The organism is Flavobacteriales bacterium, assembly GCA_020635395.1.
Classification (GTDB): domain Bacteria; phylum Bacteroidota; class Bacteroidia; order NS11-12g; family UBA9320; genus UBA987.
The window spans coordinates 48382-71691 of the sequence record JACJZV010000002.1 but is presented as its reverse complement, the minus strand read 5'-3'; the positions used below and the strand labels follow the sequence as shown (position 1 = coordinate 71691).

Below are 23310 nucleotides of genomic sequence, written 5' to 3'. Positions count from 1 at the left end.
TTTGTAGCTTTGCAATGGAAAAATGAGTAGAAAAGACAAGCTTGGCAAACAGTTGCAAAAAGATTTGGGTGCTATTATTGACGCTGCCTCCAAACAATTATTGCAAAATGTAATGGTTACGGTTTTAGATGTGGAGGTTACACCCGACTTGGGTTTGGCTAAAGTGTATTTAAGTTTTCTGAATTCTAAAGACAAAAAAGCCGATTTAAAAATTTTGGAAGAAAACGCCCCAACTATAAGACATTATTTGGCTCAACAGCTAAAAGACCATGCCCGAAAAACACCCGAACTTAAATTTTATATTGACGAAACAATTGACAAGGCAGAACGATTAGAACAATTGCTGCAAAACCTCAAAAACGATTCTGCCGAATAGTGCTGCCATGAACCTCTCCAATTTCATAGCAAAGCGATACCTTTTTTCTAAAAAAAATACCAATGCAATCAACCTGATTTCAGGTATTTCCGTTTTGATTTTTACCATCGGCACGGCGGTAATGATTATTATCTTGTCTTTGCTCAATGGATTGGAAGGTTTGGTCAAAAACATGAACGACCAGTTTGACCCTGACCTGAAAATTACTTCAAAATATGCAAAATCCTTCAATCCAGATAGTGTTGTCAACCTTTTGACTCCAGTTGAGGGCATCATTTCCGTTTCAAAAATTATTGAAGACAATGTGGTGGTTCGCTATGCCGATGCACAAGAAATTGCCACCATTAAGGGTGTTGATTCGGCCTTTACAGAGGTTGTTTCTGTTGATTCCATTTTGACTTATGGAAGTTTTGAAACCGAAAAAGACAGTCATTTTTTTGCTGTTTTTGGCAGCGAAATAGCTCATAGCCTAAACATCAATTTGTCTGGCATGCAAACCGCAGCCGAATTTTTTGTACCAAAAAAAGGGGTAGAATTTAACAACCTAAACCCCGAAGGATCACTCAATATCGAATTTGCGATTCCGGCAGGGGTTATCTTGCTGAACAATGAAGGCGGCACTAATGATTTGGTTGTTTCCTCATTAAATTTTACACGAAAATTATTTGATTTAGAAAAAAACATTACCTCTTTAGAGTTAAAAATATCCGCCGAAACCGCCCGAAAAACAGAACTTAAAATAGAAGAAACTTTAGGCAAAAACTTTGAAGTAAAAAACAGAATGGAGCAAAACGAAGCAGCCTATAAAGTATTTAAAACAGAAAAATGGGCCACGTTTGCCATATTGAGTTTGGTGGTTTTTATAGCTGCTTTCAATACCATCGGAGCCTTAACCATGTTGGTTTTAGAGAAAAAGAAAGACATCAAAATAATTGGAAGCATGGGAGCCAACAAAATGCTGATTCGTAATATTTTTTTAAAAGAAGGTTTGCTTATAACCACACTCGGCATCATCATGGGACTGGCCATCGGCATTGGCTTTGTGTATCTGCAAGATACCCGCGGTATTATTCGGTTAGATGGAAGTTTTGTCGAATTTTTTCCGGTAAAATTGCTTTTTGCCGACCTCCTCGTGGTTTCCGGAATTATCTTCCTTTTAGGATTAATAGCGTCCCTTTATCCGGCAAAAAAAGCCGCAGAATTTATTAACGATTAAATAAACATCGCATGAAATATTTGATTGTAGGACTTGGAAACATTGGCGACAAATATGCCAACACCCGCCACAACATTGGCTTTTTGTTTTTAGATTCTTTAGCCGAAAAATATAGCATGACATTCCAAAACGAACGCTTTGGACAATATGCCAATTATAAGTTTAGGGGCAGAAACTTGCATTTTTTAAAACCCGACACTTATATGAATTTGAGCGGTAATGCTTTACAGTTTTGGATGAAAAAATTGAACATCGAAAAGCATCAAATTTTAATCATTACCGATGATTTGAACTTGCCTTTTGGCACTTTAAGAATGCGTGGCAAAGGCAGCGATGGCGGCCATAACGGGTTGAAACACATACAATTTACACTTGGAACCGACCAATATCCCCGAATCCGGGTAGGCATCAGTGCCAACTTTGATGCCGGAAAACAAATTGATTATGTGTTGGGCGAATGGACAGCCGAAGAAAAAGAACAACTTCCGTTATTGTTTGACAAAATGCAGAAAGGCCTCGAAGAAATGGTATTTAGAGGCATTGGCATGGCCATGAATAGCGTGAATAGCAAGTTGTTAGATGCTTAGATGCTTAGATGCTTCGTGGCTTTGTTGCTTAGGTTTTAGTCTTTGAAATAGAGGATGCCTCTGGAATTGGCGTAGCCGATAGGGTTAAAGTTTTCGTCTGTCAAGAACCACAATGGAAAATTTTGATAGTGTGCTGGTTCAATTTCATATTTACTCGGAAACAAAGGAGATAAATCATGACCATATGACAAGAAAAGTCGTTTTTGATTACCAATGTATAAGTAATGTCCCCAAAACGTTGAGTCAATTGAGTCGTATTGCTCATCAAAATAAATCTCGAAAGTAGGTTTTGGAGCAGGTTTGAAAATTCTGATTGTTCCTTTTTTCTCATTTTTGAACCAAAAAAAATTACCACTATATCCCTCCAATTCTAAAATTTCATAGTACTTAAAAGGTACTATTATCTTCCCAAACTCATCCAGTATTCCATATTTTAGTTGCTCCGAATTTGTTTTTTTCGAAACCAAAAAAAGATAATTGTTTTGAAAACGATAGCCTTTAATAGTTGAAAATTGAGGAGGTATTACGGAGTGATGGGTTTCAATTCCACATCTACCTTTTTTGTCGAAAGTTAAAAAATAATCACTATAAGAATCGACTGTATCTAAATCATTTCCAGTGTTTTGAAATCCAATTTCGACATAATTCTCCAACCTTACGGTATCGTAGGCATCCAACATTTCATTCCACTTTTCAATTCTACCATGTACATCTTTTTCAGATTTCATAACTGAATAGTGGTGAACAATTCTATGATTTTGCTTTTGCTTTCTCCACGCTTCAAGGGCCGATTTAGCTGAATGAATATCACCCTTTGAGATTGAATATTTTATTGGATTAAAAACAGTATCTTTCGCTTCAAAACTATTGGCACTCCATGTTAACAAAACTCCCTTTTCGTTTTTACGGTTGCTTACATACCAACTGTTAATATTTACCTGTTCAAATGTTGGATTTTCATTCCATACACCTATCATCGTAACAATCCTACCTTCCGAGGCATCATATTGAAAAACATGATAATTACCTGTCAGAGTTCTCATAACATATACCTTTTTGGATATAGAGTAACCTTGAACAAGTTCTGGAAAATAGTACCAATTTATCTTTTCATCAAATACTTTTTTGCCATTCAAGTTAAAAAGTTCAAAACCATTGGTATCTGTGGCACAAAAAAAGAATGGTTTTATAAGAGTTATCGATTTAAAAGTAGGTGCTATAATTTCCATATTTTGGTATAAGGCCCCCCACATCTTTCCCACCCTGCAATAAACTAAGTCATTCATAAAATACAAATCCTGTCGGTTCGATAATCTGTCATTAAAACGATTGAAATCCATCAAATCAAAATCGGTAGCCCTATTGGAAGGATTCATACTAACTTCGTCATATTGAGGCTCTACAATCAACACCCCATTTGTATCGCTCACTCCCCATTTGTCGCCCACCCGATAGGGAATATAAATGTTGTTAGTTTGAGCTACTGCGTATGCAAAGACTATATGAAGAGGAATTAAAAAGGTAAGATATAGAACTATTTTTTTCATAAATTTATTTGTCAAATTTATTCGATTTAATCGAAAAAGAGTAGAATTTGAAAATGGTAAAATTGAAAACATTCAAAAGACCCGCATAGTAATCTTCTAAACAAAGCCCCCCTAAAACCAATTCCTGCTTTTTTTAGAAAAAGGAAACGGGAAAATTGGCCTATAGGATTATGCCTACTTCTTTTTGCTCAAATCAACAAGTCAACAAATCAACAAGGAAACTAAAAAACTAAATTTGCCGCATGAATTACCACAAAGCAATTTTGCTGATTTTGGATGGTTGGGGCATCGGTAGAAAGGATTATTCAGATGCCATTTTTGCCGCCAACACCCCTTTTATTGACAATTTATTGGCAACTCAACCCAACACAACACTCAAAACATTTGGGCAAAACGTGGGGTTGCCTAACGGACAAATGGGCAATAGCGAAGTAGGGCACCTCAACATCGGTGCGGGTAGAATTGTGTATCAAATGCTGGTACTCATCAACAAATCATTTGCCGATAAAAGTATTTTAAACATTTCGGCATTTAAAAAACTCATTGATTTAGCCAAAAGTGAGAACAAAAACATTCATTTAATAGGCCTTGTCAGCAACGGCGGAGTGCATAGCAGCGATGAACATTTAAAAGAACTATGCGGCATTTTAAAAGACAACAATCTTGATAATCAAACCTTTATACATGCTTTTTTGGATGGACGAGATTGCGACCCACATAGCGGGAAAGGTTTTATAAAAGAAGTATTAAACGACCCAAGATTGGGAAATGCCAAACTGGCAAGTATAATTGGTCGCTATTATGCGATGGATAGAGATAAACGCTGGGAGCGGGTAAAACGGGCCTACGACGCTATGGTGCATGGCATCGGAAAACCCACCAACGATGTGTTATCGGCCATTGCCGAATCCTATCAAAACGGCGTTTCGGATGAATTTATGTTGCCAATAATCAATACTGAAAATAACCAACCAATAGCCACCATAAAGGATGGCGACATCGTGTTGTGTTTTAATTTTAGAACCGACCGAGGTCGTGAAATATCGATGGCTCTCACCCAACAGTCGTTTCATGAGCAAAACATGGCTCCGCTTAATCTGCATTATTTTACCATGACCGAATACGACAAAACATTTAAAAATGTGGAAGTTATATTTGACAAACAAGACTTAAAACTTACATTGGGCGAGCATTTGAGCAATTTGGGGTTAAAGCAAATTCGAGCAGCCGAAACCGAAAAATATCCGCACGTTACGTTCTTTTTTAGTGGTGGTCGGGAGTTAGAATTTGAAGGAGAACAACGCATTTTGGTAAATTCCCCCAAAGTGGCTACCTACGATTTGCAACCGGAAATGAGTGCCATTGAACTTAAAGAAAAAGTGAAAGCAGCCATAGAAACCAACCAACATGATTTTTTCTGCGTAAACTTCGCAAACCCAGACATGGTTGGACATACGGGGGTTTTTGAAGCCATAAAAAAAGCCTGCGAAACCGTGGATGGCTGTGTGAAGGAATTGGTAGAAACTGCACAAAAAAACGACTATAGGCTAATGATAATTGCCGACCACGGAAATGCTGATTTTGCCATTAATGATGACGGCACACCCAACACAGCTCATAGTTTAAACCTGGTGCCTTGCATTGTGTTAGGTGAAAAAAATATTTCGCTCAAAGAGGGCATTTTGGCCGATGTGGCACCCACTTTGCTAAAAATGATGGGTTTACAACAACCTGATGAAATGACCGGAAACTGCATTTTTTAATGAAGAAAAAACAACAAATAAAGCTGCAAATAGCCGCCATGGGCGACGAAGGTTGCCACATATTTTGCAAGGCGAAAATAAATGGCATGTATGCCCGCGTACTTATTGACACGGGAGCCAGCAAAACCGTTATGAGCAAAGAGTTTGCCGATGGTTTAACCAATTTAAAACACATAGAAATAGACGAAAATAAAACTGCCGGTGTGGGTGCCGAACCCGTGCAGGCCGATTTTGCCAAAATCAAGAAATTAAAACTTAAAAAATGGACAATCAAAAAGTTGATAGTCGGCATTATGGATTTGAGCCATGTAAAACCGCTTTATGAAAGTGTAGGCGTTGAACCTTTTGATGCGATTTTGGGAGGAGATGTCTTGCAAATGAGCAATGCCAAAATAGATTATAAAAAGCAACAATTAACTTTGCATTAAATGGACAATTGTATTGTAATTACTGGGGCGGCTGGTTTTATAGGCAGTTGCGTTGCTCAAGAACTTTATAGAAAAGGACAAACCAATCTTGTTTTGGTGGATGAATTTGTGCGGGAAGACAAGCTAAAAAACCTTGAAGGGCTTGAAAACTGCACAAAAATTGATCGAAATGATTTTTTACAAATTATTGGTAATCATACCTTTATGGCCATTATTCATTTAGGAGCAAGAACCGATACAACGGAGTTTGACCATCGCATTTTTGATGAGTTAAACCTAAACTACTCAAAGGTGATTTGGAACTATTGTACACAAAAAAAAGTACCTTTAATTTATGCCTCATCCGCCGCCACCTATGGCGATGGCCTTGATGGTTTTGACGATGACAACGACAAAATTGAACAACTAAAACCACTAAACCCATACGGACAAAGCAAACAAGATTTTGACGTATGGGCATTAAAGCAAGAAGAAACCCCGCCGTTTTGGGTTGGGCTAAAATTTTTTAACGTTTTTGGGCCAAACGAATATCACAAAAGCCGCATGGCATCGGTAGTTTTTCATACCTTCAACCAAATAAAACAAACCGGAAAAATGAAATTGTTCCAATCGCACAACCCAGATTTTGAAGACGGTGGCCAAACCCGCGATTTTATTTATGTAAAAGATGTTATAAAAGTTATTGAATTTTGGCTAAAACACCAACAAAACAATGGCATTTACAACCTTGGCACTGGCACACCTCGCACGTTTAACGATTTGGCAAAATCTGTTTTTGTGGCTCTCGGTTTGCAACTAAATATAGAATATGTGCCAACGCCAGAAGATATTCGAGACAAATACCAATACTACACCAAAGCGGAAATGAAAAGAACGCTGAGTGCAGGATATGACGGTGGTTTTTTTACGCTCGAAGAGGCCGTTTCAGATTATGTTAAACACTATTTAACCGCCCAAAAACACTTTTAAATTGGCTCGAAAAGTTGGCATATCGCTTTGCATTCTTATATCGGTACTGCTGATATTATGGCCAAAAGGTCGGTCGGTGGTTGATCATGACCAATTGCATAAAAAACAGTTAAGTCTTACCGAAAAGACAAACGAGTTTTTGCTGGAAGTAATAAAAGAAGCACCCGAAATCGTTAAAAAGAAATCTGATCTGCCGTGGCACTGGCGAGTGTTTGAACAACAGAATGGACTGCTAACCAACTGGACTTCAAATGATTGGCTTCCAGACTCATCCCTTTTTCATCTATCAAAACCCACGCTTTATCAGCACAACGGCGGTTGGGATTTGGTAATACCCGTTACTGAAAACACCCTCTGCACCCGCAAACTTACCCGAATCGAACTGGGGCAATTTGAGGCACAAAACAGAATAACCCCACTTCAAAATCAGGAGTTTGAAATAAAAACCGACACCTCAGAATTTGCACTTTTGAAAGGGCAGGCATTTTTGCATTTTTACGATTCCACACTACACGAAACCCGAAAGGGATATTTCATTTTAATAGCATTTGGTTTGTTAACCATTGCCTCTTTATTGGCTTTCAGAAAATGGGCGTGGGGTTCTATTGCAACGGTCGTTTCGGCGATACTACTCCGCATTTTTGTACTAAAAAATGCTTTTGAGTTGGGGTTAGGCAATATCCCACTTTTTTCGCCGTCCATATTTGCCAGCTCCGACCTAATGCCTTCTTTAGGTGATTTATTGTTGCACATTGTGGTGGCATTTATTGTGCTATTGGCCATCTTTCATCTCCGCCCCAAATGGCAGATTGCCACCAAATGGAAATTCGTATCGCTCGTTTTTGCCTTTTTGGTTTCTTTTTTCGGAGCGGATTTAATTGAATCTCTGGTAGCCAGTTTAATCAAAAATTCAAGCATTTCATTTGATATAACCAATTTAAGAACTATCGATATTTTTTCGGTTTTGGTCGTTTCGATGGTGGCGGCAATGTTTTGGCTTTTATTTGGCCTTCTGTCTTTGGTTTTTAATCAAAAAACACAACAATCCGTAGCTCGGAAAAAATTGGTTCAGTCTATTCTTGCTGCCCTAATCTTATTCTTATCGTTTCAAATAATTGATGGCAAACGTGATATTGATAGCCTTTTGGTTTCCTCCATTTTTGTTTTAATAGTGCTGCTTGTTTTTTATTGGCTTGGCACACTAAAAAAGGCTCTTTTACCCATCTACAAATATTTTATTTACACCCTATTGTTCAGCATTTTTTTCTGCATTACCCTTTTAACGAATGTTGAAAAAAGAGAGCTTGAAGGCATACAACTCTTTGCCAGCAAACTCACGTCAAACAAAGATTTAGAAGCCGAGTATTTATTCAAAAAAATGGAGACCAGTTTGGCACTTCGATTTTTAGAGCCGGCTGATTTTAGTGATTTTAACAGCAACAAAGAGGAGTTTGAGAAAAAGCTCAGAAAGCTGTATTTCTCCGGATATTTGGATAGGTACAACATGCACATTTTGAGTTTCGACTCGGTGGGAAATAATATTAATTCTACCACCCTCTATACCCAAGAGTACCTCGATCAAATATACAATGAAGGCTCGTTTCCAACACTCAGCCATCATTTTTATCAAGTGCGAAGCGACCGCATTTTTAATGGTTATTTGGCCAAATTTGAATTGTGTGACATTACCGGCCATCATGGAAACATTTTTATTTTATTGGAGCCTAAATTCTTTCAGGGCTTCTATCAATATCCCGACTTGATGCATCAAAAAAAGGAAAGAAGAGTTTTTAGCCTCGACCACTATTCGTATGCCCTTTTTGTAAACAACCGATTGCTCAATCAACATGGTTCATACCCTTATCAGTTGTATTTTGATAGCTCCAATTTTGCAAGTCCAAAAACTATTTTTGATAAATCCGGCTTTCATCACAACGTTATCAAACAAGAAAATTCGGTGGTGGTTTTGAGCCACCCCAATTACGACCTCAAATCGTATATCAGCACCTTTAGTTTTTCGTTTTCTTTCTTTTTGGCCACACTTACCGTGTTTGGAATAGTGTGGTTTGGCGGTTGGTTTTTAATTGATTTAATATCCGGATTTAGACCCGGACTGAAAAAAAATATCTCGGAAAGCAGAAAGCAAATGCTCGAATATTTTGGATTGGAACAAGTTTATTTGAGTACCCGAATAAGGCTCTCTATGGTTATTTTGGTATTTGTTGGTATTTTATTTTCTGTGTATGCAACCGTTCAGTTTGTAAAATTCAACAACCAAAACAAATCGAAAAGTGAGCTGCTCATAAAAATTAGGGAGGTTGCCAACAAACTTCAAAACGAGGTAAGTTTCTCAAAAAAATTGGAAAATGCCGAGTCAAGGCAATTTTTGGTAAACGAGGCCGCTGATGTTTACAAAGTAGATGTTTCGTTGTTTGACAGCTCCGGAAAGCTATTGGCTTCAAGCATCGACGAAATCTACAATTCCGGTGTGGTTGCACCACTTATGCACCCCGAGGCAAACCGCGTTTTGAGACAAGAAAAAAACTCCCAACTCATTCATGAAGAACGAATTCGAAATCAAGTAATCACGTCGGCCTATCTGCCGTTGGTCAATTCGAGCAGAAAGGTAATAGCCTATTTGAATCTGCCGTATTATGCTCAAAACGAAGAGTATAGCAGCGAAATATCCAACTATACCCTCACGCTTGTAAACCTTTATCTGCTGTTGATGTTGTTAGCGGTGGCCATGGCCTATTTTGTGTCGCAACGCATTAGCAAACCGTTGCAAATTATTCGCGAAAAAATGTCAAAAACCGACCTCGAAACCAACGAATTGATTGAGTGGAAACAAAATGATGAAATTGGCCGATTGGTAAAACAATACAACAAAATGGTGTTGCAACTGGGCGATAGTGCCCAAAAACTAAGCGAAAGCGAGCGAGAAGGAGCTTGGAAAGAGATGGCACGGCAAGTGGCTCACGAAATAAAAAACCCGTTGACCCCCATGAAACTAAACATACAGCATTTGCAACGAGCCTGGGCCGACAAAAACGAACGGTTGGAAGACACGTTTAAGCGGGTAACCAATGTGTTGATAGAACAAATAGACAGCCTTTCTACATTGGCCACCGAGTTTTCGTCGTTTGCCCAAATGCCTGTAAACAATTTTGAAAATTGCAACCTTACTCAAACCCTGCTTAACACCATTGTGCTTTTTGAGCGAAGCGAAAACATCGAATTCCGATACAAAACCGATATGCCCGAAGCCATTGTATTTGCCGATAAAGAGCAAATTGGGAGGGCTTTTAACAATGTGATTAAAAATGCCACGCAAGCCATTCCTGAAGACCGCAAAGGTTTAATATCCATCAACTTAGAGCTAAAGGGCGGAAAGGTTTTGGTTTCGATAAAAGACAACGGAAAAGGCATTTCGCCCGAAAACCGAGCCAAAATATTTGTACCTAATTTTAGTACCAAAAACAGCGGTATGGGCTTAGGCTTGGCCATTACCCGTAAAATGATTGAAGCCGCCAATGGCCGAATATGGTTTGAAACCGAGGTGGACAAAGGCACAACCTTTTGTTTGGAGTGGCCGTTGGGAGAAGATAAGCAAGATTAAAAAATTTACCCTATTTTTGGTAAACGAAATGGAAAATGAATCGATAACGACAAGTACTTTGTTTCTATGATATGGAAAATATGCGTAATAGAGGTTCGCATATACTAACGTTGGCTGCAATTTTAAAAGACGACAATGACTGAAAAAGAACTAAGTAAAAAAAGTATTGTTCAAGATATTGAAAATCTAAGAAACAAAGTCAATGCACTTGGACAAGAAAAGTCAACACTTTTGAAAATAGCTCAAGAGTCTTTTATTCTTGGAAGTGACTCTCACTTAAATTCGTTGAACCCCGAAATTCGTGAACAACTAGGATTAGAACTCGCATATTTAACGCAGAGAGACCCAAAACTATCAACTGACTACACTGAAAAGAAAAACAAATATTTAAGTCTAGGAAAAAGCTATGCCTCGATAAGTTTCCTGTTTGATTTGGTAGATGAACACTTTTCATTATTAGATTTAATTCTTCTTCAAGAAATTCTAATGAATGATGGTGAATTTAGAAAAGTCGATGTCTTTATAGTTCATCCAGACGGTAAGAAAATTGTTTATGATTTCAAAAACATTCTTGGGCAATTAGAAGAAACATTTGATTGGTATTACTCAACATTAATTGATTCAGAAATTTCACCAGTTGTAACCGCCATACTTTTTCATTATAAAGTTGTTTCTATACACCCATTTTTAGATGGAAATGGTAGGATATCAAGACTTATTCTCAATCTAATCCTATTAAAACACGGACTTTTCCCCATTTCAATCCCTAACGAGAAAAGAAAGCAATACTATGAAAGTCTTGTTTTGGCTGATAGCAGTAACATAGAGCCCCTAATCGATTTTTTTGGGTCTCTGATAATTGAAAAATTAAATCAATATTTATCAATAGCAAAGGAATTAGAAGACCTAGATTTCAATAAAACATTTTTAGTGTTAACAGAAGATGGGAATACAAAAATGATTGAGAATCTTCTTGAAATTCACGGCATTGATATTTCAAAAGCAAAAGTTGAATCATACGATGGTAAAGACAACCTAGCTTCTGCTATCTTCTTTGCTAAAAAGCTTACATCAAAGTCAGCTAATTTGAAGCATATCTTAATACATCGTGACAGAGACAATGACAATCCACAGCAATTAAAGCAAATAATTGAAAAACAACTTAGAAACTATCAGATTGACGGAATTACAACTGTTCTGATTACGAAGCACTATGACATTGAAAGCTATTTTTTAAACGAGAGACATATTAACTGTTTGTATAACCAAATTTCAATTGACAAAGCAAAAGAATTAATTGAGCAAGCTACAATAGAAACAAGTGAAATTTCAAAATCAAAACTAAGAATAGCATATTCTGAATACGGAAAGTATGGAAAGATTAATGACCCACAAGAAAGGGCTAATGAAATCAATAAACTTTACGACAGCGACCCAATGAAATATAGGTATGGAAAAAGCGTTTTGTATCGTTTAGAAGAATTAATAACTAATGAACTTGGACTTGCAGACAGAGCAACATTAACAAAATACTCTGACCATTTGAAAATAATTGAAATAGAACAATGCAAAGAAGCCTTGAATTAAAAACTGCACCCAACAGCAGTTTGGCAAAATGGCGGCTTCATTGGTTAAATCCCACTCTGGTGCGAGCTTCCTCCGTGGGCGGACATGTGCAGGAAGCTCACACCAGCCAAGGAAAGTGGAAAAGGGAACATGGGAGGTAATGAAAACCGCGGGATATGTTGTTGGTACCTATTTGGTAGTTGTGAGTAATCCGGTTGGTTTGACAGTACTTACGGTTGTGACAATCGCAGAGATAGCGGGAGATATTTATATGGCAACAAATGATATTGAGTATAAGTCACCTAGTGCTGAAGATCAGGAGGTAATTGATCGAATTATGACTAGGCAAAGAGATAACACAGAGTATGTGCCTCGGGTCAACCTACTACAATATCCTATAAGATAGATAAATATGTTTAAGAATATAAAATTAATACCTATTCTTCACTACAGCTTGTTAAGGGCTTTTTTAAACAAAAAAAGGTCACAGAAGAGGTTGGAGGTACTTTCCAATTATAAATCCATGTGTGGTGTAATAGTCTTTATGTTCTTTATTATGCTTGCTTTAAGACCACAAGACTTAAAAAATTATTACGACCATCATGATGTCTCTTTAGCACCAATTGTGAAGGGTGTTTTATTTCTTTTGCTTCCTTTATTCATATCATTGGGTTATGGCAAACCCCCAAAGAAAAACTATCAAAATTTAAGAAAGGTTGTTACTTATAAATCAATTCATTCGAAATTTTGGGGTGTTGTATATTTTATTTTTTGGCATCTTCTTTTTATTTCGATGTTGCTTATTGGTATATATAAGCTCTCCAAGGCAAATAATTTCTACGCGGCAATTAACATGGGGTAGAACATGAGAATACAAAACATAAAAGCAATAAATTACGTCATCCCGATAGCTATCGGGATGACGTTTTGTGCTTCTATTAAACTTTAATAATATATTGTAACTTTGTGTTCCGATCCCAATAGCTATCGGGATGACCCGAACGCAAAGTCCAAAACCGTTGAGAATATCATTCTTAATAGGAGTCCGACATTTAATCGTCAGATATTCAAATCTGAAAAAAATAGCGGTTTGAAATGGAAAGAGATTTTTCTCAGCCGCAATGGGTAAGCGTCAATACTGCTCTTCTTCGTTCGGGAAATCTTTGCTTTTAACATCCGAAATGTAGTGGCCAACGGCATCTTTTACCGTGTCATACAGTTCTAAATATCTTCTCAAAAAGCGAGGATGAAATTCGTGCGTTATTCCCAATAAGTCATGCAAAACCAACACCTGTCCATCAACTCCGCCACCTGCACCAATACCAATTATTGGAATGTTGATATTTTTGGTAACCTCTGTTGCCAACTTGGCCGGAATTTTTTCTAACACAATCCCAAAACAACCCGCATCTTCCAGCAATAGGGCATCTTCCATTAATTTTTTTGCCTCTGCTTCTTCTTTGGCTCGCACGGAGTATGTGCCAAATTTAAAGATGCTTTGAGGGGTTAATCCCAAATGACCCATTACGGGAATTCCGGCAGACAAAATCCGTTTTACAGATTCGATAACTTCCACTCCACCCTCTAATTTTATGGCATGGGCACCTGCCTCTTTCATTATTCTAATGGCACTTTTTAGAGCCTCTTTGCTATCGCCTTGATAAGAACCAAACGGCAAATCGACAACTACCAACGCTCGGTCCACCGCCCGAATAACCGATTGAGCATGGTATATCATTTGATCCAAAGTGATGGGCAAGGTAGATATATGGCCAGCCATCACGTTGCTGGCTGAGTCGCCTACCAAAATAACGTCAATGCCTGCATCATCAATAATTTTGGCAAATGAGTAGTCGTAGGCTGTCAGCATACTTATTTTTTCGCCTTGCATTTTCATGTCGAGCAAAGCGAGGGTAGTAACTTTTTTGTATTCCGATTTTGACATTTATGTATTGTTAATTTCCGCGTCGACGCAGTTCGCCAACCTCTTTTTTTAGAGCATCATTTTCGGCCTTGAGTGCTTTATTTTTTTCTTTTTCCTTCGAAAGTAATTCGGTCAAACTCAGCACCAAATCGCCATCTGTTTGCTTTTCAATATCTTCTTTCATTGATTCCAAATAGGTCAAACGCTTTTGGGCTTGTTGCAATTCGGTTTCCAGTTGAGCCACTTTGCTTTTCAACTCAACATTGTCTTTGTTTAGTTCCTTCACTTTGCTGGCCGAGGTTGTGTCTATAGTCAAGTTGGTTTTGCAAATATTTAATTCTTCGGTCAGACGTTCTATTTCTTGGTTTTGTTTGTCAATTTTGTCTTTAAAAACCTTAACCAATTCAGTATAAGTTTGGTCATTTCCAGTTGTTTTTGAGTCTATCGGATTTTGTTTTAATTCTGAAATTTCGTTGGCCTTCAGCAAAAACAATCCTGCTTTAATACGACTGTTTCCGTTTACATAAAATCCTTGCCTACCTTTTGCAAAAGATGTTTCGATAAATGAGCGTTCAAATTTCCCGTTAAAATAAATATCAAACTCATTGCCTTTTGTTCTTATTTTCAACTCATTTTCACCTTTTTTTAGGTGTTTAGATTTTTCCCAGCCACCATTTTTTGTATGAAATAGGGGAGTGAAGACACCGTTTTTTAGCAATTTGATTCGATACTGTTTTTTTGCGTTTATTTCAATAATCAACGCACCGCTGCCATCTTTTTGAGCTTTAATAATTACGCCACCCCCAGCGTTTTTGTTTGATTTTACCTTTTCGGCCTCAATTTTTGTTACCAATTCAAAGTCAGAATATTCTCCAATATCTTTGGCCAAAGCCACCGAAAAGTAATCCGGTTTAAGTCGAGAAATGCTGTATTTATTTTCGGAAATAATGAATTGTTCGCTTTCGGTATTTTTTTGTTCCCATCGGTTGGCACCGGTAGAAAAGTTGTCAAACACTACTACCGTAGAGAAATCGGCTAAAACGCGTTCTTTGTTTTGACCGTTCGTAAAATTTGACAACAATAACAGCAATATCAGTTTTAAATATTTCATTTTTGTCGAATGCTTTGGGTGCAAAGCTAAAGTAATTGATTTAATGCACATACAAATAAATAATAGGATTGGTTGGGTAGCCTTATTGTTGGCGGCTTTTTTCGGTGGATGCAACAATACATTGGATGTAACGGCCGATTGGAAAGAAATTCCGGTGGTGTATGGGCTGCTTAATCCATCAGCAACATACAATTACATACGAATTAATAAGGTTTACCTCAACGAACAAGGCAATGCTTTGAGCTATGCCGGTGTTTCTGATAGCCTCCAGTTTGAAGATTTAACGGTAAAAATGGTGGAGTTTAAAGATGGAGCGGAAACGAATGTTATAACCCTCGAAAAGGTGATTGGTGATACAATTGGCCTTCCAAAAGATTCCGGTCTTTTTGCCAACTCGCCCAATGTACTTTACCGAACCAATTTTCCGATAAAAGCATCCAGTTTTGCGGCATTATACAACTATAAACTTGTCATTACCAATAATAAAAGCGGTAAAACCTACGAGTCAAAGGCAAATACAGTTGGACTTACTGAAGTTTTCTCTCCGGTTAGCGATAGAACCACAAAACTGAGCATTGAAGATGATACTTCTCGCTTTTTGTTTATCAACTATCGGGAGGCATCGCAAGCTAAAATGTATGATTGCGAACTTCGATTTAGGTATAAAGAATACCCCGCTGGTGAACCCAATAAAGCTGTGGTGGACAGCGTGAGTTGGACTATTTTTAAAGGAAAAGAAACCATTCGACTTCGTGGATACGAACAGCAAATCTACCCGCAAAAGAGCTATGTGTTTTACGATTTCTTGGCAACGGTTTTGCCCGAAAAACCAGGCTACGAGCGTCAGGCAATAGATGTGGGAATGTATTTTTATGCCTCCGGCGAAGACATTTATACGTATGTTCAAGTAAATAAACCCAGCATAGGTATTGTGCAGAAGAAACCGGAGTTTACCAATATTTCCAATGGATTGGGTGTTTTCTCTTCAGTTCACATAAAAGCATACGACCATATCGAACTGACTGGGGCAACACATTCTTCTTTGGCCAACTCTCCGCGTACCGAAAAGCTTAACTTTGTCACCCCTTAGTGACTATTTGTCACCTTTTTGCCAAATTTGAACTTCTAAATCGGTCAATTTTGGTCATTTCAAAAAAAAAATAATGCTTGGCACTTCAATTGCCTTAGCCCCAATTAAAAAAAAGAGGCTATATTATGAGCAAAGTAATTGGTATAGATTTAGGAACAACAAATTCATGTGTTGCCGTTATGGAAGGCAACGAGCCGGTTGTTATTCCAAACAGCGAAGGACGCAGAACAACTCCTTCTATCGTTGGTTTTTTGGATAATGGCAATGGCGAACGCAAAGTGGGAGACCCCGCAAAAAGACAAGCCATCACTAATCCGCAAAACACCGTTATGTCTATCAAACGGTTTATGGGTATGCGATACAGCGAAGTAACTACCGAAGCATCGCATGTTTCTTATAAAGTGGTGAAAGGCGACAATGACACTCCTCGAGTAGAAATTGGAGATAGGAAATACACACCTCAAGAAATTTCGGCCATCGTTTTACAAAAAATGAAAAAAACGGCGGAGGATTATTTGGGTACAGAGGTTAGTCGTGCGGTTATTACCGTTCCGGCATATTTTAACGATGCACAACGACAAGCTACAAAAGAAGCTGGCGAAATTGCTGGATTGAAAGTTGAAAGAATCGTAAACGAGCCTACAGCGGCTGCATTGGCCTACGGGCTTGATAAAAGAGATAAAGACATGACCATTGCCGTTTTTGACTTGGGCGGTGGCACATTCGATATTTCTATTCTTGAACTTGGCGATGGCGTGTTTGAAGTAAAATCAACCAACGGCGATACTCATTTGGGTGGAGATGATTTCGACCAAGTTATTATCGACTGGTTGGCAGCAGAGTTTTTGAGCGATGAAAATATCGACCTTAGAAAAGACCCAATGGCATTGCAACGGTTGAAAGAAGCTGCCGAAAAAGCAAAAATTGAACTTTCGAGCAGCACCGAAACAGAGATTAATCTCCCATACATTATGCCGGTGGATGGTGTGCCAAAACACTTGGTTCGCAAATTGTCGAGAGCAAAGTTTGAACAACTTGCCGATGATTTGATAAAAAGAAGTTTGGAGCCCTGCCGACAAGCTATGAAAGATGCCGGATTGAGCAACAGCGACATTGATGAAGTGATTTTGGTAGGAGGTTCAACGCGTATTCCTCGCATACAAGATGAAGTAGAAAAATTCTTTGGCAAAAAACCTTCAAAAGGAGTTAATCCGGATGAGGTGGTGGCCATTGGAGCAGCCATTCAAGGCGGAGTTTTGACAGGTGAGGTAAAAGATGTATTGTTATTAGATGTAACACCACTTTCATTAGGTATTGAGACTATGGGAGGCGTTTTTACTCGCCTAATTGAGTCCAACACGACCATTCCTACAAAAAAATCGGAAGTGTTTTCTACCGCTTCCGACAATCAACCTTCGGTAGAAATACATGTGTTGCAAGGCGAGCGATCTATGGCTAAAGACAATAAAACCATTGGTCGTTTTCATTTGAGCGATTTGCCTCCGGCTCCAAGAGGAGTGCCTAAAATTGAGGTTACTTTTGACATTGATGCCAACGGTATTTTAAACGTAAGTGCAAAAGACCAAGGAACAGGCAAAGAACAAAAAATACGAATTGAGGCCTCAAGCGGTTTGAGCGATGCCGAAATCGAAAGAATGAAAAAAGAGGCGGAAGCCAATGCCGAAGCTGATAAAAAGGCGAAAGAATCGATTGAGAAAATCAATCAGGCCGATACGTTAGTGTTTACCACCGAAAAGCAAATCAAAGAATACGGAGATAAAATTCCGGAAGACAAACGCAAGGCTATTGAAGATGCAAAAGACGCATTGAAAAAGGCCGTGGAAGCAAAAGACGGTGACAGCTTGGACGGATTGATGGAAACATTAAATAAAGCCTGGGAGGCAGCTTCACAAGATTTGTATAACGCACAGCAACAAACCGGCGGCGATGCCGCAAACGGTGGAGCGGAAAATGCCACCAACGATGGCTCAACCGAAAACGTTGAAGACGTTGACTTCGAAGAGGTAAAGTAATTTTTTAAAAACACCCTTTTATACAGCCGGGAATGAATGTTCTCGGCTTTTTTTTTGATGGGAATTCTACCGATAGTGATTTGCTGAATTTATGATTCATCATAAGTTTTCAAGTACTTCTCCAAAGCGTTTTTGTCTCGTAGATCAACAGTAATTGTTAATTGCCAATCTTGAAGCAATAAATCCCATTTTGTGCCTATTTTATAAAGTGTTTTAGTGAGTAATTCTTTGTTAATACTCCAGTGATTTGTGAACCAAATGTGTTCAACTACATTGTCCGTAAAATCATAAAATACGGCACTATAACCTTTGCCGAATGCAACACAATTCTCACGCATTACACGGTAGGTCTGTCCATAACCTGTATAAACTTTAGAAATTTTTTCCAATTCAAGTACACTAAGCATATTTTCAATGTCATTAGGTTTTATTTTCCTATGATTCAATCCTATTTTGTTTAATACATAAGATGCATTCCCGTACGAACGGTTTAATTCCTTATTGATCAGGTTGTTATCTTCAATAGATTCAGCTTCAAGAAGTGATAGATTTTCGATTGGAATCACTTCAACTTGTCTGAAATCGTCTTCATGGTAAAAAATAGATCGTGTCTTTTTGTTACTTCCTATTTGTTTTTTAATTCTAAATCTATCAAATAATGTCATTTTCTTAACAATTAGCATTTTTAACAAATATATCCTTGCAGCACAAAAATAAAAAGTACCACCCTACAAAACCTCCATCAACTCTGCCAAATCAAGAATTTCAAATGTGGCAATTTTTGGATGGGCGGCATTTTGGGGGTTAAAAAATACGGTGTCCATTCCGGCGTTTTTGCCACCGAGCACATCAGTTTCAATATGGTCGCCAACATAAATGCTATTGTTTTGGTGGGCATTGGCCAATCGTAGGGCATGATGAAATACTCGTTTGTCTGGTTTTAAAAATCCCACTTCTTCGGAGGTGGTAATTGTGTCAAATCGGTTGTGAAGTCCAGAGTGCAGTAATTTGGTGTGTTGCACTTCTTTAAAACCATTGGTAATGAGGTGGATGGTATATTTTTCCGATAGATAGTTCAATGCGGTCAAGGCGTTAGGCATAAGGTTTCCTTGTTTGGGACTTTGATCTAAATATTGTTCGCTTAATAGATTGCACAATGGTCTGCTGTCAATGTTCCACTCTCTTAAAACAGTTGGAAATCGTTCATTTCGTATCGTGGTTTTGTCAATCTCACCTTTTCGATACTGTTCCCAAAGTTGCTCATTTGTTTTTTCATAGTGTTCAATAAAGGTTTGAAAATCAGGAACGCCAAAGTTATTGAGACGATGTTCGTCAAATAATTTTTCGAGCGTTATTCGACTATTGGTTTCAAAATCCCAGAGTGTGTGGTCGAGGTCGAAAAAAATATGTTTGTATTTATTCGTCATCAGGCAAAATAAAATTTTGAAAGTGTTTTTAATAAAAAGACAATGTTAATGCAGCACAACAAGACTATGGCTGAAAGCGTATAAAACAAAGTTTTTTGCCATTTTGGACGAGTTATTTGTTGCAAACCGACCATAAAAAACCATGTAAACGACAGCAATGCGGGAAGTAAGAAAATGGCTTTGATGCAGCCATAATCTCGATAGGTAATGGCATATTGAATGCTAAATACTAACATACCAAGACAAAATACTGCATGAATAATTTCCCCCCAAGCAAACCTATTTTCAGTAGTAGTAAAAAACTGCTTAAACACTTTTTTGATTGATAGAAGCAAGCCCCAAACAAATAGTAAAAGCGGAACAATGCCCAACACAAAGGTTGCCCTTACTAAATGGAGCATATCTGGTTGTTTGCTTTGCCAAGTGCCAGGATGCATAGAAAACATGGAGTGGTAAAACGAACCATACATCTGCAACCAAAACGAGGTACGATGAATGGGATAATCCTTTGGTGAATTAATGTTATAAGGTTTTTCGAGAAAGTTTTTTAGTGGAAGTCGTAAAAACCCCGTTTCTATTGAGTTTATGCCTGGTCGGTGGGTGTCTTTATAATCAGGTTCTCGAAACGGTGGAGGATTTGGTTTTTCTATATTGGTAACGAATGGATTGCCATAAACCCGATAGTGTTCGTGATACTTTGAATGAAAGCTCAATAGGTAAACGCCCAGAATCATTGGAACAAGAAGGCCAAAATGGCTTCTTATTCTTGATTGAAAAATTAAAAATAAAACCACAGCAAAGGTTAAAAGTAGAAGAGCAATGCCCAACCCTTTAATATAGGCCGCAAGCACGGCCAGCAATAAGGCACAAAGTGCCGAGAATATTTTTTTTTGATGATAATATTGTTCAACAAAAAAGACGATGGCCATGCCAATGACGATAATGAGCAAATCATTGGTAGCTTGAAAACTGATGCCAAAAAATGCAGGATTGACCAGCCAAAAGGACATGATAAGTAGCGAGAAGTGTGGCGAGATATTTTTGTTTTTCAGCCACACAAACAAAATAAAAAGTCCGAGCAAAGAGAAGAAAACATTTTGCCACTGCAATTGAGCATTTATCCAACCTCGATTGCTGTGGCCAAACAATTTTGCTATACCAGCATGTATATTATACATCAAACCGGGTTGAAAACACTCCCAGCAATCGTAGCGGTTGATAGATTCTCCGTTAATAATGCGTTGCACAACTTCCACATGGTCGTCATTCGATTTATAATTGACGTAGCCGCCATAAAATCGGCCACCAATGCCCACAATAAGTGTTATTGAAAAAAGTATTTTAGAAAATAAACCCAAAACTATTTTTGAATTTTTACGCCAAAACTAAGGTCTCCGGCATCGCCCAAACCAGGCACAATATAGCCTTGTTCGTTTAAATCATCATCAATGCAACCTATCCACAACGTGCTGTTGGGTATGTGTTTAGAAACATACTCAACACCCTGAGTGCTACCAATAACCGATACCAAATGTACTTCTTTTGGAGTGCCGTGTTTTATAAATTGTTCATAACACAACACAAGCGATTGACCCGTGGCAAGCATGGGGTCGGTTAATATGAGGGTACGGTTTTCTATATCTGGACAGGCCAAATATTCTACTTTTATCTCAAAGTTTTTCTCATCTGTGTGGTGCCTATAGGCCGAAATGTAGGCCAAATCTGCCTGATTAAATAATTGATTTACACCTGTTTGTAGTGGAATTCCGGCTCTAAGAATGGTGGCTACCACGGGCTGCTTAATAAGTTCTTTTGTGTTTGCCAAAGCCAACGGGGTTTTGGTTTTGGTGTTTTGATAGTCTAATTTTTTTGAAATTTCGTAGGCCGCAATAAAACCCAGACGCTCAATGTTTTTTCTAAAGCGGTATCTATCTTGCTGAATAGAAACATCTCTTAACTCTTTAAGTATTTGATTTACAATAGAATTGCTCTCCGACAGATTTTGAACTATAAACATATTGTGTTTTTGGTACGATTTCTGCCTGCAAGTTATACAGATTTAAGAAAACGTTATACTCTTTAAACAAGAAAGGTAAATAACAATTAATTTTGACCTACAAAATGAAAGCGATTAAGGCAATATTGTTCACGGTGGTGATGTTTATAATGACTTCGGCTATGCCCAACCAAGAAGTATTTAATGTTATAGAATCGGCCATAGCCAGCGGAAACGCCACTACTTTGTCTCAATATTTGGGCAGCAGTGTGGAGTTAGAATTGCCGGGCGAGAGCGAAGGCATGTATTCCAAACAACAAGCTCAGATGATTTTGAAACGTTTTTTTGAAAAAAATGCTCCGGCATCATTCAAAATTGTACACCAAGGAAACTCTGCCACTGGCAGCCGATATGCAGTGGGCGATTTTAAAACTAAAACCAACAAAACCTACCGTGTGACGGTTTACATTAAGAAGAACGGAGAAAATTATCTAATTCAAGAGATTGAATTTGAATAAGACTACCCCAAATCAATCCACCCAATCGCCAATAAATACGTTGGTATCATGCGTGCCGCCATTGTTTCTGTTTGATGAAAACATGATGCGTCGTCCATCATAAGAAAACATTGGGAAGGCGTTAAACTCGCTTTGAGTGGTTATTTGTTCAAGTCCGGTTCCGTCTTCGTTTATCATAAACAACTGAAACTCATAGCCTCTTTCAGAAAAATGATTGCTGCTGAAAATGATTTTTTTGCCATTTGGATGAAAGTAGGGAGCCCAATTGGCTTTGCCCAAATGAGTAACTTGCCGTAGGTCGCTGCCATCAACATTGCATACATATATTTCCATGTTGGTAGGAGCCACCAAGCCTTGAGCCAAAAAATCTTTATATTCTTTTATTTCTTCTGCGGTTTTTGGCCGAGAGGCTCTGAAAACTAATTTGCTTCCATCAGGCGAGAAAAACGCTCCACCATCATAGCCAAGTTCATGGGTAATTTGTTTTACATTGCTGCCGTCAATATTCATGGTGTATAGTTCCAAATCGCCTGAGCGGGTGCTGGTAAATACAATTTTGTCGCCTTTGGGACTAACGGTGGCTTCGGCATCGTAGCCTTTTTCATTGGTTAATTGTTGCGTGATATTTCCTTTTAAGTCGGCCACAAATATGTCGAAGTCTGGATATATTGGCCACAAATATTTGCCAGGAATGTGTGGAGCCGGAGGCGGGCAAGCACTATCTCCCAAGTGTGTGCTGGCATACAAAAAATGACCACCATCGGGCATAAAAAAGCTGCATGTGGTACGACCTCGGCCGGTGCTTACCATGGGTGGGTTGGTGGTGTCTTTTTCTGCCTGGGCAATATCAAACATAAATATTTGGTCGCAGTGAACATTCCATTTTGAATAATCGCTTTGAAACACCACTTTCCGACTATTAAAGCTAAAATAGGCTTCGGCATTGTTGCCTCCATAGGTTAACTGATGAAGGTTTTTAATATGTTTTTCCGCACTATCGGCCAAATCTGGTTTGCCAATATTTGTATTGCTTTCTGTGGTTTGGTTCTTCGAACCTTTTATAATGGAGCAAGCTGCCAAAACAGCCAAAAGTACTATAATGAGGTATTTCATTTCTAAAATTTGCGGCAAAAGTACTAT

20 protein-coding genes are annotated in these 23310 nt (G+C 38.3%); 12 read left to right on the top strand and 8 right to left on the bottom strand.

Annotation, left to right across the window (positions count from 1 at the left end; translation table 11 throughout):
* Positions 1-22: 22 nt before the first annotated feature.
* Genes rbfA through H6607_06595 form a run of 3 tightly spaced genes read left to right on the top strand, consistent with a single transcriptional unit; the run spans position 23 to position 2179 of the window.
* Positions 23-376, top strand: a complete 354-nt coding sequence (rbfA, locus tag H6607_06605) for a 30S ribosome-binding factor RbfA (GenBank protein ID MCB9262027.1) — start codon at positions 23-25, stop codon at positions 374-376.
* 7 nt (positions 377-383) lie between these two features.
* A complete protein-coding gene (locus H6607_06600) occupies positions 384-1592 on the top strand; it encodes an FtsX-like permease family protein (protein ID MCB9262026.1) in 1209 nt (402 codons plus the stop codon).
* Positions 1593-1603: 11 nt separating this feature from the next.
* A complete protein-coding gene (locus H6607_06595) occupies positions 1604-2179 on the top strand; it encodes an aminoacyl-tRNA hydrolase (GenBank protein ID MCB9262025.1) in 576 nt (191 codons plus the stop codon).
* Between the two features lie 35 nt (positions 2180-2214).
* On the opposite strand, the gene H6607_06590 is transcribed toward H6607_06595, so the two are convergent.
* A complete protein-coding gene (locus H6607_06590) occupies positions 2215-3726 on the bottom strand; it encodes a WG repeat-containing protein (GenBank protein MCB9262024.1) in 1512 nt (503 codons plus the stop codon).
* 242 nt (positions 3727-3968) lie between these two features.
* Between H6607_06590 and H6607_06585 the strand changes: the two genes are divergently transcribed.
* From H6607_06585 to H6607_06560, 6 genes are all read left to right on the top strand, one after another.
* Complete coding sequence (locus H6607_06585) at positions 3969-5489, top strand: 2,3-bisphosphoglycerate-independent phosphoglycerate mutase (protein MCB9262023.1); 1521 nt, start codon at positions 3969-3971, stop codon at positions 5487-5489.
* Positions 5489-5917, top strand: a complete 429-nt coding sequence (locus H6607_06580; GenBank protein ID MCB9262022.1) for an aspartyl protease family protein — start codon at positions 5489-5491, stop codon at positions 5915-5917. The genes H6607_06585 and H6607_06580 overlap by 1 nt, the downstream gene beginning before the upstream one ends.
* Positions 5918-6886, top strand: a complete 969-nt coding sequence (rfaD, locus tag H6607_06575; protein ID MCB9262021.1) for an ADP-glyceromanno-heptose 6-epimerase — start codon at positions 5918-5920, stop codon at positions 6884-6886.
* 1 nt (position 6887) lies between these two features.
* The gene (locus H6607_06570; protein ID MCB9262020.1) at positions 6888-10505 is read left to right on the top strand and encodes a hypothetical protein; all 3618 of its coding nucleotides are present in this window, start codon (positions 6888-6890) and stop codon (positions 10503-10505) included.
* A 135-nt stretch (positions 10506-10640) separates the two neighbouring features.
* A complete protein-coding gene (locus tag H6607_06565) occupies positions 10641-12092 on the top strand; it encodes a Fic family protein (protein MCB9262019.1) in 1452 nt (483 codons plus the stop codon).
* Positions 12071-12232, top strand: a complete 162-nt coding sequence (locus H6607_06560) for a hypothetical protein (GenBank protein MCB9262018.1) — start codon at positions 12071-12073, stop codon at positions 12230-12232. The genes H6607_06565 and H6607_06560 overlap by 22 nt, the downstream gene beginning before the upstream one ends.
* Positions 12233-13203: 971 nt before the next feature.
* Here H6607_06560 and panB read toward each other — a convergent pair.
* Both panB and H6607_06550 read right to left on the bottom strand, forming a co-directional pair.
* Positions 13204-14016, bottom strand: a complete 813-nt coding sequence (gene panB / locus H6607_06555) for a 3-methyl-2-oxobutanoate hydroxymethyltransferase (GenBank protein MCB9262017.1) — start codon at positions 14014-14016, stop codon at positions 13204-13206.
* A 10-nt stretch (positions 14017-14026) separates the two neighbouring features.
* Entirely contained in the window at positions 14027-15106 is a 1080-nt protein-coding gene (locus H6607_06550) for a hypothetical protein (protein MCB9262016.1), read from the bottom strand.
* 43 nt (positions 15107-15149) lie between these two features.
* Between H6607_06550 and H6607_06545 the strand changes: the two genes are divergently transcribed.
* Both H6607_06545 and dnaK read left to right on the top strand, forming a co-directional pair.
* Positions 15150-16196, top strand: a complete 1047-nt coding sequence (locus H6607_06545; protein MCB9262015.1) for a hypothetical protein — start codon at positions 15150-15152, stop codon at positions 16194-16196.
* Positions 16197-16321: 125 nt separating this feature from the next.
* Positions 16322-18229 (top strand): molecular chaperone DnaK, encoded by a 1908-nt coding sequence (gene dnaK, locus H6607_06540; protein MCB9262014.1) that lies wholly within the window; start codon positions 16322-16324, stop codon positions 18227-18229.
* Between the two features lie 89 nt (positions 18230-18318).
* Here the strand turns inward: dnaK and H6607_06535 are convergent, their stop codons facing one another.
* From H6607_06535 to upp, 4 genes are all read right to left on the bottom strand, one after another.
* Positions 18319-18894 carry a hypothetical protein gene (locus tag H6607_06535; protein MCB9262013.1) on the bottom strand — a complete coding sequence of 192 codons (576 nt, stop codon included), beginning with the start codon at positions 18892-18894 and terminating at the stop codon, positions 18319-18321.
* A gap of 63 nt (positions 18895-18957) precedes the next feature.
* Positions 18958-19656: a noncanonical pyrimidine nucleotidase, YjjG family gene (locus H6607_06530; GenBank protein MCB9262012.1), complete on the bottom strand. Its 699-nt coding sequence runs from the start codon at positions 19654-19656 to the stop codon at positions 18958-18960.
* Positions 19656-21014: a hypothetical protein gene (locus H6607_06525; protein MCB9262011.1), complete on the bottom strand. Its 1359-nt coding sequence runs from the start codon at positions 21012-21014 to the stop codon at positions 19656-19658. The genes H6607_06530 and H6607_06525 overlap by 1 nt, the downstream gene beginning before the upstream one ends.
* Before the next feature lie 2 nt (positions 21015-21016).
* Positions 21017-21673 carry a uracil phosphoribosyltransferase gene (upp, locus tag H6607_06520; protein MCB9262010.1) on the bottom strand — a complete coding sequence of 219 codons (657 nt, stop codon included), beginning with the start codon at positions 21671-21673 and terminating at the stop codon, positions 21017-21019.
* Positions 21674-21777: 104 nt separating this feature from the next.
* Between upp and H6607_06515 the strand changes: the two genes are divergently transcribed.
* Positions 21778-22170, top strand: a complete 393-nt coding sequence (locus H6607_06515) for a DUF4783 domain-containing protein (protein ID MCB9262009.1) — start codon at positions 21778-21780, stop codon at positions 22168-22170.
* Between the two features lie 12 nt (positions 22171-22182).
* Here the strand turns inward: H6607_06515 and H6607_06510 are convergent, their stop codons facing one another.
* Positions 22183-23283 carry a PD40 domain-containing protein gene (locus tag H6607_06510; protein ID MCB9262008.1) on the bottom strand — a complete coding sequence of 367 codons (1101 nt, stop codon included), beginning with the start codon at positions 23281-23283 and terminating at the stop codon, positions 22183-22185.
* Positions 23284-23310 lie beyond the last annotated feature (27 nt).

Coding starts and splice junctions, on each gene's coding strand:
- rbfA (MCB9262027.1), top strand. CDS start 23: ATGAGTAGAAAAGACAAGCTTGGCAAACAGTTGCAAAAAGATTTGGGT.
- H6607_06600 (MCB9262026.1), top strand. CDS start 384: ATGAACCTCTCCAATTTCATAGCAAAGCGATACCTTTTTTCTAAAAAA.
- H6607_06595 (MCB9262025.1), top strand. CDS start 1,604: ATGAAATATTTGATTGTAGGACTTGGAAACATTGGCGACAAATATGCC.
- H6607_06590 (MCB9262024.1), bottom strand. CDS start 3,726: ATGAAAAAAATAGTTCTATATCTTACCTTTTTAATTCCTCTTCATATA.
- H6607_06585 (MCB9262023.1), top strand. CDS start 3,969: ATGAATTACCACAAAGCAATTTTGCTGATTTTGGATGGTTGGGGCATC.
- H6607_06580 (MCB9262022.1), top strand. CDS start 5,489: ATGAAGAAAAAACAACAAATAAAGCTGCAAATAGCCGCCATGGGCGAC.
- rfaD (MCB9262021.1), top strand. CDS start 5,918: ATGGACAATTGTATTGTAATTACTGGGGCGGCTGGTTTTATAGGCAGT.
- H6607_06565 (MCB9262019.1), top strand. CDS start 10,641: ATGACTGAAAAAGAACTAAGTAAAAAAAGTATTGTTCAAGATATTGAA.
- H6607_06560 (MCB9262018.1), top strand. CDS start 12,071: ATGCAAAGAAGCCTTGAATTAAAAACTGCACCCAACAGCAGTTTGGCA.
- panB (MCB9262017.1), bottom strand. CDS start 14,016: ATGTCAAAATCGGAATACAAAAAAGTTACTACCCTCGCTTTGCTCGAC.
- H6607_06550 (MCB9262016.1), bottom strand. CDS start 15,106: ATGAAATATTTAAAACTGATATTGCTGTTATTGTTGTCAAATTTTACG.
- H6607_06545 (MCB9262015.1), top strand. CDS start 15,150: ATGCACATACAAATAAATAATAGGATTGGTTGGGTAGCCTTATTGTTG.
- dnaK (MCB9262014.1), top strand. CDS start 16,322: ATGAGCAAAGTAATTGGTATAGATTTAGGAACAACAAATTCATGTGTT.
- H6607_06535 (MCB9262013.1), bottom strand. CDS start 18,894: ATGACATTATTTGATAGATTTAGAATTAAAAAACAAATAGGAAGTAAC.
- H6607_06530 (MCB9262012.1), bottom strand. CDS start 19,656: ATGACGAATAAATACAAACATATTTTTTTCGACCTCGACCACACACTC.
- upp (MCB9262010.1), bottom strand. CDS start 21,673: ATGTTTATAGTTCAAAATCTGTCGGAGAGCAATTCTATTGTAAATCAA.
- H6607_06515 (MCB9262009.1), top strand. CDS start 21,778: ATGAAAGCGATTAAGGCAATATTGTTCACGGTGGTGATGTTTATAATG.
- H6607_06510 (MCB9262008.1), bottom strand. CDS start 23,283: ATGAAATACCTCATTATAGTACTTTTGGCTGTTTTGGCAGCTTGCTCC.